Consider the following 11,676-nt stretch of genomic DNA (forward strand, 5'->3'; position numbering starts at 1 on the left):
ATGTTTGATCGCCACACCCTCTCGCTTTACAAAAGGTTACTTAAATATATCAGTGGCTATAAGTCGGCCATTTTCATTACACTGATAACCATCGCAATCATTGCTGCTACAGAACCACTTAGTGCAATCATTCTTGGGAACCTGGTCGATGAGAGCTTAATTGAAAAAGATCCGAACTCTTTCCTACTTCTACCGCTTCAATTAGCGGCCGTCTTCATCGTCAAAGGCGTTGCTGAATATTTCAGTAAAGTCATGAGTACCTGGATTGCCCAAAAAGCGATCTTTAATATCCGTTCAGAACTCTATGACAAAATGTTGTATTTACCGCAAGCAGAGCATAATCAAACCTCTACAGGCACACTCATGTCCAAGGTGACGTATGATGTCACCCAAACAGGTAACGCCCTTTCTGAAGCATGGATTGTCATCGCCAGAGACAGCCTAACCATTCTAGCCCTACTGGTAACCTTAATTTACTACTCTTGGCAGTTAACCCTAGTCATGTTGATAATCGGTCCCATTGTGGCCTTTTTCATTGATAGAGCTGGCAAATTAATGCGTACATCCAGTACAGATATGCAAGACAACATGGGAGAAATGACGCACCGTTTAGAGGAAGGGTTAAAGGGCTACCAAGACATTAAGATTTATGGCTCTGAAAAATACGAGCTTGACCGCTTCAAAGCCTCAGCCGAATCTTTACGTCAAAACACAATGAAAGTGATCAAAGTGTCCGCTTTGAATGTTCCGTTGGTTCAGGTTATTGCCGCCATTGCCTTATCTATCGTGGTGTATATCGCGGTACAAATGGTCAATGCCGACACCATGACCGCTGGAAATTTAATTACTTATGTCACCGCCATGGGCTTAATCTTTGAACCCATCCGAAGAATCACTAACATTAATGCCACCATTCAAAGAGGAATGGCCGCCGCTAAAAGCATCTTTGCTATATTAGACACCCCAAGTGAAGCCAATACCGGAAAAATCGAGTTATCGAACGTCGACGGTCAAATTAATTTCAACAACGTCTCGTTCTCTTATCCTGGTTCTGAAAAAACCGTTTTAAACCACTTTACCTTAAGCATTCCGGCTCGTAAAACCACCGCATTAGTCGGTCAATCGGGTAGTGGAAAAACAACCTTAGCGAATTTAATCACTCGCTTTCATCAAGTCAACCATGGCACGATTACAATTGATGGCATTGCTCTTGATGAGATAGAGCTGAACAATCTTCGAGCCAACATTGCATTTGTCAGCCAAAACGTGGTGCTGTTTAACGATACGATCGCTGCCAACATAGCCTATGGGCATGAAGAGTATGACGAACAAGCCATTATGAACGCGGCAAAGGCCGCCCATGCTTGGGAGTTTATAGAAAAGCTACCCGAAGGGTTAAACACCATCATTGGTGACAATGGAACGCTTCTTTCAGGTGGTCAGCGCCAACGATTAGCGATTGCGAGAGCTTTTTTAAAAAATGCGCCTATTTTGATTATGGATGAAGCTACTTCGGCACTGGACAATCAAAGTGAAAAACTGATTCAGGAAGCGATGGATTCCCTTAGAAAAAACCGAACCGTAATCATCATTGCACACCGCTTGAGCACGATTGAAAATGCCGATAAAATCGTCGTATTAGAAGAAGGGTCGCTGAAAGAACAAGGGACTCACGCTGAACTAATGGCGTTAAACTCTATTTACAGCCAATTGTACAAACAAGGCAATCTTAGTGAGCAGGCTTAAGTCAACACAAACATTTAAAATCCAATTTCTTTGCCCTAAGTATTGGGGCATATGGTTGGGTTTCTTACTTCTCAGATTAATCAGCTTTTTACCTCGTCGGTTAAAATTTTTTACTGGAAAAAAAATTGGACAGTTGCTTTATTACATTGCGCCTTCACGAAAATCACTGGCTCGAAAAAATTTACAATTAAGCTTTCCAGAGAAGAATAAAAATCAGATCGAAAACATTCTAAAAGAGCATTTTGAATCATTAGGAATCAGTTTGATTGAAACCACAATCAATCTCTGGGGAAGCCACCGACATCCCCAAAAAAAACCAATAAAAATGCCCTTTTTCACCTTTCATGGTTTGGAAAACCTACAACAGTACCCAAGCCAAGGTTTATTACTGGTTGTTCCGCACTTTACAACCATTGAGACCACGGGGTTAATGCTGTCTCACATCATGCCATTTCGTCCAATTTATCGCAAACACGACAACCCCTTAATGGAATATCTGATCACAAAAAGTCGTACTTTGGTTCTCGATTCAGGGCAATCGGTTGCACCTCTAGCCAATTCAGACACTCGTGCCATGATTAGGGCCCTTAAAGATCATGAAAACATCATGATCCTGCCTGACCAGCGTTACCGCGCTAAAGGGAACATTAAAGTGCCTTTCTTTGGTGTTGATGCGCCTAGCAACCCTGGTATTTGTAAATTGGCAAAACTCGGGAATGCTAAAGTACTCCCGGTTTTTACAAAACGGAACGGACAGCATTATGAAATGACCATCCTCCCAGGCCTGGACAATTTTCCATCTGGAGATGATTACTCAGACATTTTAAGGTTACACCAACTTTATGAAGCCGAAATAAAAACAAACCCAGCACAATACCTTTGGACACATAATCGCTGGAACCTTAAAAAAGGACGTGATTTTTAATTTTAAGGTGCGCAAAAATTCGCAACCCTTGTGATTTTAGCGACTTGCTGCCCATATTTATCAGTGGAAAAATGCTATAATCCCTCATATTTTTAAATTTAAGTAAGCAACGGAAAAGATAATGGCTAAGGAACTTCGTGATAAACAACTTCGATCTCGTGTAAAACTACTGGGTTCATTACTCGGTGAAGTCATTGAAACACAAGTTGGTAAAACGACTCTGGATGCAGTCGAAAAGCTAAGAAAAGGTTATATCCAACTGCACGAAAAAGAAAACCCCGAGTTACGCAAAGAACTCAAAGCCTTTATTGAAGCACAAACGCCAGACAACCTTATCTTAATTATTAGAGCCTTCAACCTGTACTTCAGTCTGGTCAACCTTGCGGAAGAAGAACATCAATTCCATGAAAGACAGAGCCAGTTAAAATCAGACGGTCCATTGTGGATGGGATCTGTTCTGAATACCATCAGCGAATTCAAACAAGAAGGCTTACTCGCTTCTGAAGTGGAAACTTTGATTAATAAATTGTGCTACGTCCCTGTTTTCACAGCACATCCAACCGAATCAAAACGCCGTGCTGTGATGGAAAATTTACGTCGAATTTTCTTAACTTTGGGCGAATTAAATGAAGCCGAAGCTTACAACAACCCTTACGCACAAGAAGAAGTCATTAAAAAACTGCAATATCAAATTCAAGTTCTTTGGAAAACCGACGAAGTTCGTCGAATGAAACCAACGGTTGAAGATGAAATCCGAAATGGTATCTACTACTTCCGTCAATCTCTATTCAAAGCGGTACCGACGGTTTATCGTTATATGGAACGTGCTTTGGCTCGCCATTATCCGGAAGACAATATCCAAACACCAAACTTCTTAAATTTTGGATCATGGATCGGGGGAGATCGTGACGGAAACCCGTTTGTCACACATGATACAACAATCAATGCCCTGCTCATGCAAAGCCGTGCGGCTATTTATGAGTACCAAAAACGAGTATATGAGCTCAGTTCACATTTAACGCAATCACGATATATTTCAGATATAAAGCAGGAAGTCATTAACCGCGCAACGATTATTGATGCCGACTTACAGGAACGTGTTTTCCATAAACGTTCTGAACGTTTCCGTGATGAACCTTATCGACGCTTTTTATACCTAATCCATGGTCGCTTACAAGAAAACCTAAACTATATCGAAGCACAGTTGAATGCAGAAACCGCTGAGAAACCAAAATTCGGTTATAACAGCGAGCAAGAGTTCTTAGACGATCTAGAACTTATCTATGATTCACTTTGTAGTCACGGCGACAAAGAAGTGGCCGATGCGAACTTAAAAGACCTTATCCGTCTGGTTCAAACATTTGGCTTCTACCTAATGCGTTTAGATATTCGTCAAGAATCAACGGTTCATACTGATGCTGTGGCTGACCTTCTCTCTCATTTAGGGATTGACTATTTGAGTCTATCGGAAGCTGAAAGATTAGATTTGTTGGCGCAGCAGGTTTCCTCCCCTACTGTGATTGACACTCAGCATCTTGACTTGAAAGAAATGACACTTGAAGTATTAGAAGTGTTCAACGTCATGCGTAGAATGCGCGAAGAAATCAGTGAAAAAGCATTTAACAATTACGTGATTTCAATGACGCATGAAGCCAGCCATGTAATGGAAGTACTCTTCCTTGCACACCAAGCAGGGCTCGCTGGGTACAATGCTGGAGAACCTTATTGTAAAATTCGAGTATCCCCTCTATTTGAAACCATTCAGGATTTAGAACACATTGTTCCAGTAACTTCAGCATTATTTGATAACCCGACCTATCATGCTTTACTTAAAGCCTCTGGTAATCAGCAAGAAATCATGCTGGGCTACTCAGATTCTGCCAAAGATGGTGGAAACTTGTCGTCTGCCTGGACGTTATACCAAGCTCAGCAACAAATCATGAAGCTTGCGGATGAATATAAAATTGACTGTCGTCTATTCCACGGTCGAGGTGGAACTGTTGGTCGTGGTGGCGGCCCAACACACAGTGCTATTTTGTCTCAACCGACAGGAACGGTTCGAGGGGAAATTAAATTTACTGAGCAAGGCGAAGTTTTATCTTACAAGTACAGTAATGCTGAAACAGCAATGTATGAACTTTCAATGGGGATTACCGGCCTGATGAAAGCCAGTAAATGCCTGGTCAAACCTGCACAAGAAGATAATCCTCAGCATCTTGAAGCCATGCAAAAACTGGCAAAAGAAGGTGAGCATGCATTCCGTGAACTGACAGATCATACTGAAGGCTTCTTTAAATTTTTCTATGAAGCGACACCTGTCAATGAAATCGGTCTACTGAACATTGGTTCCAGACCTTCTCATCGTAAGAAAGGCAATTTATCGAAAGCCTCCATCCGAGCGATTCCATGGATCTTTGGTTGGGCGCAAGCACGTCTTACCTTCCCTGCTTGGTATGGTACCGGTTCAGCACTGCACAATTGGATGAAAACTCAAAACCCAGAACAGCTCAAAGAAATGTACGAAAACTGGCCTTTCTTTAAAGGGTTATTAAGTAACATCCAAATGGCTCTATTCAAGACAGATCTGATTATTGGTAAAGACTATAGCGAACTGGGTCAGGATCAAAAGCAAGCTCAACATATTTATAATATGATTGCTGAAGAGCATGTTCGTTCTGTTGAAACTTGCCTAAAAATCAGCGGCAATGAATACCTGATGGCTGATACACCGCAAGTAGCGCTGTCTTTAGGAAGAAGAACACCTTACTTAGAACCTTTGAACCATATCCAAGTTGCGGTTTTAAAGCGTTATAAAGATGAAACGCTTTCTGATGAAGAGCGTGAAGAATGGCTAACGCCTCTACTAAACAGCATTAATGCGATTGCGGCGGGAATGCGAAACACGGGTTAAACCACCCTAAATTCATTAATTGCGCATGGTCTTAACGAAAACTCGTTAACATGATGCGCTTTTAAACACTTTTCATAAAAATAAGTTATAATCTGCAACTCGCAGATTTATTCACTGAAAAGGTTCATAGCATGCAAATTACCTTGCTGAAATCTAAACTCCACCGTGTAACCACGACGCACTCTGAACTGGATTATGAAGGTTCTTGCGCCATTGATGGTCACCTTTTGGAGGTTGCAGGCATTCGTGAATACGAACAAATTCAAATTTACAATGTCAATAATGGTAATCGTTTTACGACTTATGCCATTCGTGCTGAAGAAAATACTGGGATTATCTCAGTAAACGGTGCAGCAGCCCATAAGGCAGCACCAGGTGACTTGCTGATTATCGCAACCTATGCAAGCATGGACGAAAAAGAGGCTGAGGACTTCAAGCCGATTATGGTGTATTTTGATGAAAACAATCAAATTACCCATACTCGTAACACGATACCGCAACAAATGCAGCAAATGGCTTAAAACAGCTTTATCTCATCATGAAAAAAGCCCAATAATTTGGGCTTTTTTCTTTTCTGAGCAACGCTAAATCTTACTCTATTTCAATTTTTTGCCTTTTAAAGTGCTCATGTGAATGTGGAATCAAAACAATCTCCACACGTCGATTTAAAGCATAAGCAGCATCATTTTCTCGTTCATCCACCGGATGCGTATCTGCTACACCAATCACTTCTGCCTGGTCAGGTGTAATGATTTCATCATCAATGAGTTGTTGAATCACGGCAGCCGCCCTCGCACTAGATAACTCCCAGTTAGACCTAAAACGATCACTGCTGATTGGTCGCTTATCCGTATGACCGATCGCCTTCACTAAAATGGTGTTATCGATTAGATTTTTTAACTTTCGTAGTTGCAACGAAAAACCAGGCTTCAAGTCGGCCTCTCCGGTTGGAAATGAAATCCGCTCTGGAAAAGAGACTTTAACCTGTTGACGGTCTTCATCAATAGATACCTCGATATTGCTTTCCCGTTGAGACTTTTCATACGTTTTCGCAATACTTTCATACAAAGGTTTGAGCTTTTCAGGCGTCAGGTCCGGTTTTGATGACGGCGTTGGAATAGGGTTAATTTGCTCTGTTTTTTTAAAATAGTCCAACTGGACTTGATTCATGCCCGCCCCATGCCCCAAAGTATTTGTCAGGGACTCGACAATCCCTTCATATTTCTTGGCATCCAGCGTTGACATGGCAAACAGCAAAACAAATACCGCCATCAACAACGACATCAAATCTGCAAATGTCGCTAACCAAGTAGGACAATCATCAGATTTCTTAGTCATCAAGCGGTTACCTCTTCTACAGAAGGTTTGTTTTCGAGGTAAGGGGATAACAGTTCACGCATCATACCAGGATTACGCCCTTCACTAATCGCCATCAACCCTTCAATAATCATAAGCTGACGAACGGACTCTTCCTGCACCCAAGTATTAATTTTATCCGCCATCGGCAAAGCAAATAAATTGGCTATCATCGCACCATAAAGAGTTGTCAGCATGGCCACTGCCATGGCAGGACCAATCGAACTCGGGTCTGACAAATTAGACAACATTTGAATGAGCCCAACCAAAGTACCAATCATTCCGAAAGCAGGCGCCGCCCCTCCTATCGAAGAAAATACGCCTGCACTAGTTGTAGCGCGCTCGACAAACAGTTTATTTTCTTCCATCAAAGACTGTTTAATCACATCTTGCGAATAGCCATCCACCAGCATTCGCACGCCGTGACGATAAAAATCATGATTGACTTCCTGTTTATCTAACACCAAAAAACCATCTTTACGCGATAGCCTTAATAAATCTTCAGTTAAGTCCACCAATTCATTTTTATCTTTAATGTCATTCGAAGGAAGGAGAATATGAAAAGACATCCCGATTGCATGAAGTGTTTCTTTAAAAGAGTAGCGGATCATTGTTGCCGCAATCGTACCGCCTAAAACAATCATCAACCCTGGGATATTGACGAAAATAAGAATAGAAGACCCCATCGACATAGCTGAAATGACGATGGCAATCCCAAGAAATAGTCCAATAAATGTTGAAAAGCTCATGACGTAAAATTCATACCCGTCTCAATAACAGCCAGGCCTGGCCGTTTTCGTTTTATTTAGGCTTTAGAATACCTGAGATGAACTGGATAGCCAACCTAAATCACAGATTCACTAAAATGTTGTCCAATAATCGTGTCTGCCCCAATTTAGCTGCAGCAACAATAATCAATTCTCGGTCATTATCCTGTGCTTTTTCTAAAGATGTCGCGTTTAAAATCTCTACATAATCAACAAAATCAAATCCGTCAGACATGATTTGCTGACTTGCAACTTGGCACAAAGCTTCATAATTTCGATTACCTGATTGAACCGCCATTTCAACTGCTTGCAACGCCACATAAAGTTTAGGCGCGACGCGCCTTTGAACATCCGTTAGATACTGGTTTCTTGAACTCAAGGCTAAGCCAGTCTCATCGCGAATGATAGGCGCTCGAACCAACGAAACAGGGATGGCTAAATCATCTACCATTTGTTGCAACACGGCAAACTGCTGGAAGTCTTTTTGACCAAAAACAGCAATATCGGGTTGAACGATATTAAAGAGTTTTGCGACAACGGTCGTTACACCATTAAAATGACCAGGACGTTTTTCGCCTTCTAAAATGCCGGTCATTTTTTCCGGTGCGATCACTCGCGTCTGAGAGTGTCCATTAGGATACATTTCATCAACTGAGGGGCAAAAAATTGCATCCGCTTGTTGCTGTTGAAGCAACACCTTATCCGCATCAAAGGTTCTTGGGTAGCGATCGAAATCTTCATTAGGGCCAAACTGAAGCGGGTTCACAAAGATACTGACAATGACCTTATCGCTTTTTTGCCGAGCTTCTTCCACCAAACTTAAGTGCCCAGCATGTAGGTTGCCCATTGTCGGTACAAACCCAATGCTTAATCCTGCTTGCCGCCATCTTTGGACAGTCTCACGCAACGCATCAACCGACTCAAAAATATCCATAGCTTATCCTACGCAATGTTCAGAAGCTGGAAACTGGCCACTCTTCACATCTGAAACATACTGATATAAAGCAGTTTGGATAGAACCTACTTCAGACAAAAAATTCTTTGAAAATTTTGGCGCTTTGCCAATCGTCAAACCTAATACATCGTGCAACACAAGTACCTGCCCATCTGTTTCATGCCCTGCACCGATCCCAATAACAGGGATCGATAGGCTATCTGTAATTTGTTTCGCTAACAGTGCAGGCACACATTCCAGCACCAACATATCTGCACCGGCGTTTTCTAACATCTTTGCTTCTTCCAGTAACCTTGCAGCCGATTCTGCCTCTTTTCCTGCGACTTGATACCCTTTTTTCTGAACAGATTGAGGCAACAATCCCAAATGCCCACAAACAGGCACGCCTAAATTGGCAAGAGATTTAACCATCTCAACCACTCTTTGCCCACCTTCAAGCTTTACCATATTGGCTTGGCCTTCCTTCATCAACCGAGCAGCCGCTCCTAATACACTCGATAGATCCATATCAGACATAAAAGGAATATCGGCAATGCACCAGGCCTGGTGGTTTTTGCGCTGTACCATTTGTGTATGGTAAACCATATCGTTCAAGGTAACCGGTAAGGTGTTTTGATGCCCTTGCACCACCATGCCTAATGAGTCACCTACCAGGATAACTTCAACGCCTGCCTCAACAGCCCAGTATGCCTGGCTGGCTTCATATGCGGTCAAACAGACAATTTTTTCACCCGCTTGTTTCATTTTATGCAGTTTTGTTAACGTCATCATTTCTCTCGACTCTTCTCTGCTGTTTGGTCACTCATTATAAACCCTTCCGGCAATTCTGAAATTAAATCCTTAATTTTAGAGTGATTAGGCAAGGTTAAATCAGGAGAGATTTCAGCCAAAGGTAAGAGCACGAAATCTCTTTCAGTCATAAAGGGATGGGGAATGACCAAACGCTGTGTATTTAGAGTTTCATTTCCATATAACAAAATATCCAAATCAATTAAACGTTCCCCCCAGTGGCGTTTTTTTACTTTGCCTTGAGATTGCTCCAGAGCCTGTAATTTGTCCAGTAATGCAATAGGCGAAAGTCGTGTTTTTAATAAAGCAACGGCATTCACAAAATCAGGCTGATCCTGCGGGCCTTGAGGCCGAGAAAAATATAATTTGGAATGCGTCACCCATTGACTTTCGGGCAACGTTTTTAAGGATTCTAATGCCTTTAAAACTTGCTCTTCAGGATTAGAAAGATTACTTCCTAGTCCAATATACACATTTTGCCAGGCAGTCATATAAAGAAACTAATCGTTAGTCGTTGAATTGGATTCTGAAGCCTTATTTGGATTTTGGTGGCTACGTTTACGATAAGGGTTTCGGTTTCGTCTCGGACGGCGACGACGTGACTGTTTCTTTTTAATATCGTTAGCAAACGCAACTTGCTGAACACTGTCAAGCGTTTGATACTCAGTCCACCAGTCAAACACTTCTTTGACCGAATCATCACCTGCTGCCACTCGAACGCCCATGAAGTCATAAGCAGCTCTAAAACGAGGATGCTCAAAAAGTTTTTGAGGACGATTTCCCTGACGGTTCAACAAACGGAACTGTAAACTCCAAATATCTTTAACCTGGGCTGTAAACCGTTTAGGAATTGATGTGGAATAAATTTGCTGCTCGATGACATCATTTGCAGCCGCAAACATTGCATCTTGGCGTGAGAAATCTTCCGCTAAATGTTGCTCCATGCGTTGCAACATCGGTTCCCAAAGCATCGCTGCAAATAAGAACGAAGGGTTGACCCCTTTATTGGATTGTATTCTGGCGTCGGTACTTTTTAACGCTTCAATCACCAGCATTCTTGGAAAACCTTCCGACTCCATCGATAAAAGGTGATGCGTCTGTGGGAACAAAAATGTAAACAGACCGAAGTGTCTCAGTTTTTCAAACACCTCAATCGCAACGCCGCTGTGAAATAATTTCAGCACTTCTTCAAACATACGGGCATGGGATACATCTTTCAACAGGTGCGCTAACTCATAAATCGGCGCTTTGGTATTCGGTTCAATTTCAAAACCTAGCTTGGCTGCAAAACGAATGGCACGAATCATTCGAACCGGGTCTTCACGATAACGCATTTCTGGGTCACCGATTAGACGTAGCTGCCCTTTTTCAATATCTTCCATTCCACCTGTATAATCCAATACCGAAAAATCTCGAATATTGTAATACAAACTGTTAATGGTAAAGTCACGACGCCAAACATCTTCTTCAATACTGCCATAGACATTGTCACGAACCAATCGCCCCGTGTCATCAACTGCACGCGTATGATTCACTTGCTTACGATTTTTACCGGCAGTTTTTTTGCCATCCCCATCACCGCGAAAAGTGGCCACTTCAATGACATTCCGTCCAAAATAGACATGCGCCAACCGAAAACGACGTCCAATCAAACGACAACGACTTTTAAACACCCCTTTAATCTGCTCGGGCTCGGCATTGGTGACCACATCAAAATCTTTAGGCTCTAGGCCCAATAAGATATCTCTAACCCCCCCGCCGACTAAATAGGCATCATAACCCGCTCTTTTCAAACCATACAAAACATCCAAGGCTTCTTTATCAATTTGACGACGGGAAATACCGTGCTGTTTACGTTCAACAACTTTTAATACTGGAGGTTCTGAAAAATGTTTAGACGCGTTATTAGAATCCGAAGAGAAAAAAGATTTAACTTTATTAAAAAATCGTTGCATATATTAAGAAGGGTTCGTATGGTTAAAGCAAACATTTTAACGACTTTTCACCAGACTGCAATCAGAAGCGAACATTAAGGCCTAATATGTATGATATTTCGGCAAATATTGAACTCAATTTTCTTCCGAATTAAGAAAACCGTCTAAAACTTCCATAAAAACAAACGTCTTTATGCTGCCTCAGCTTTATAACTTCCTTCTATACACCTTAATAAATTTTACTTATTAATTAATTTAAACTTTATATTATCACTTTCTTATAAGATAAGTTA

General features: G+C 41.7%; 10 protein-coding genes. 4 read left to right on the forward strand and 6 right to left on the reverse strand.

Annotated elements, in window-relative coordinates:
- The 4 genes from msbA (at window position 1) to panD (ending at window position 6,103) form a co-directional block, all read left to right on the forward strand.
- A complete protein-coding gene (gene msbA, locus GHNINEIG_RS08035; RefSeq protein WP_135796164.1) occupies window positions 1-1,746 on the forward strand; it encodes a lipid A export permease/ATP-binding protein MsbA in 1,746 nt (581 codons plus the stop codon).
- Window positions 1,733-2,671: an LpxL/LpxP family acyltransferase gene (locus tag GHNINEIG_RS08040; RefSeq protein WP_223260859.1), complete on the forward strand. Its 939-nt coding sequence runs from the start codon at window positions 1,733-1,735 to the stop codon at window positions 2,669-2,671. Before msbA ends, GHNINEIG_RS08040 begins: the two co-directional genes overlap by 14 nt.
- Window positions 2,672-2,792: 121 nt before the next feature.
- Window positions 2,793-5,582 carry a phosphoenolpyruvate carboxylase gene (gene ppc / locus GHNINEIG_RS08045; RefSeq protein ID WP_135796165.1) on the forward strand — a complete coding sequence of 930 codons (2,790 nt, stop codon included), beginning with the start codon at window positions 2,793-2,795 and terminating at the stop codon, window positions 5,580-5,582.
- Between the two features lie 131 nt (window positions 5,583-5,713).
- Window positions 5,714-6,103: an aspartate 1-decarboxylase gene (gene panD, locus GHNINEIG_RS08050; RefSeq protein WP_135796166.1), complete on the forward strand. Its 390-nt coding sequence runs from the start codon at window positions 5,714-5,716 to the stop codon at window positions 6,101-6,103.
- A gap of 70 nt (window positions 6,104-6,173) precedes the next feature.
- On the opposite strand, the gene GHNINEIG_RS08055 is transcribed toward panD, so the two are convergent.
- From GHNINEIG_RS08055 to pcnB, 6 genes are all read right to left on the reverse strand, one after another.
- Window positions 6,174-6,920 (reverse strand): OmpA/MotB family protein, encoded by a 747-nt coding sequence (locus GHNINEIG_RS08055; RefSeq protein WP_135796167.1) that lies wholly within the window; start codon window positions 6,918-6,920, stop codon window positions 6,174-6,176.
- Window positions 6,920-7,687, reverse strand: coding sequence for a motility protein A (locus GHNINEIG_RS08060; protein ID WP_135796168.1), 768 nt, complete (start codon window positions 7,685-7,687; stop codon window positions 6,920-6,922). Before GHNINEIG_RS08060 ends, GHNINEIG_RS08055 begins: the two co-directional genes overlap by 1 nt.
- A 100-nt stretch (window positions 7,688-7,787) precedes the next feature.
- Window positions 7,788-8,639: a pantoate--beta-alanine ligase gene (gene panC / locus GHNINEIG_RS08065; RefSeq protein ID WP_135796169.1), complete on the reverse strand. Its 852-nt coding sequence runs from the start codon at window positions 8,637-8,639 to the stop codon at window positions 7,788-7,790.
- 3 nt (window positions 8,640-8,642) lie between these two features.
- Window positions 8,643-9,428 (reverse strand): 3-methyl-2-oxobutanoate hydroxymethyltransferase, encoded by a 786-nt coding sequence (panB, locus tag GHNINEIG_RS08070; protein WP_135796852.1) that lies wholly within the window; start codon window positions 9,426-9,428, stop codon window positions 8,643-8,645.
- Window positions 9,428-9,940 (reverse strand): 2-amino-4-hydroxy-6-hydroxymethyldihydropteridine diphosphokinase, encoded by a 513-nt coding sequence (gene folK, locus GHNINEIG_RS08075; protein ID WP_135796170.1) that lies wholly within the window; start codon window positions 9,938-9,940, stop codon window positions 9,428-9,430. Before folK ends, panB begins: the two co-directional genes overlap by 1 nt.
- 9 nt (window positions 9,941-9,949) lie before the next feature.
- Complete coding sequence (pcnB, locus tag GHNINEIG_RS08080; protein WP_135796171.1) at window positions 9,950-11,404, reverse strand: polynucleotide adenylyltransferase PcnB; 1,455 nt, start codon at window positions 11,402-11,404, stop codon at window positions 9,950-9,952.
- Window positions 11,405-11,676 lie beyond the last annotated feature (272 nt).

This window comes from Hydrogenovibrio crunogenus (genome assembly GCF_004786015.1).
GTDB classification, from domain to species: domain Bacteria; phylum Pseudomonadota; class Gammaproteobacteria; order Thiomicrospirales; family Thiomicrospiraceae; genus Hydrogenovibrio; species Hydrogenovibrio crunogenus.

Coding starts and splice junctions, on each gene's coding strand:
- msbA (WP_135796164.1), top strand. CDS start 1: ATGTTTGATCGCCACACCCTCTCGCTTTACAAAAGGTTACTTAAATAT.
- ppc (WP_135796165.1), top strand. CDS start 2,793: ATGGCTAAGGAACTTCGTGATAAACAACTTCGATCTCGTGTAAAACTA.
- panD (WP_135796166.1), top strand. CDS start 5,714: ATGCAAATTACCTTGCTGAAATCTAAACTCCACCGTGTAACCACGACG.
- GHNINEIG_RS08055 (WP_135796167.1), bottom strand. CDS start 6,920: ATGACTAAGAAATCTGATGATTGTCCTACTTGGTTAGCGACATTTGCA.
- GHNINEIG_RS08060 (WP_135796168.1), bottom strand. CDS start 7,687: ATGAGCTTTTCAACATTTATTGGACTATTTCTTGGGATTGCCATCGTC.
- panC (WP_135796169.1), bottom strand. CDS start 8,639: ATGGATATTTTTGAGTCGGTTGATGCGTTGCGTGAGACTGTCCAAAGA.
- panB (WP_135796852.1), bottom strand. CDS start 9,428: ATGACGTTAACAAAACTGCATAAAATGAAACAAGCGGGTGAAAAAATT.
- folK (WP_135796170.1), bottom strand. CDS start 9,940: ATGACTGCCTGGCAAAATGTGTATATTGGACTAGGAAGTAATCTTTCT.
- pcnB (WP_135796171.1), bottom strand. CDS start 11,404: ATGCAACGATTTTTTAATAAAGTTAAATCTTTTTTCTCTTCGGATTCT.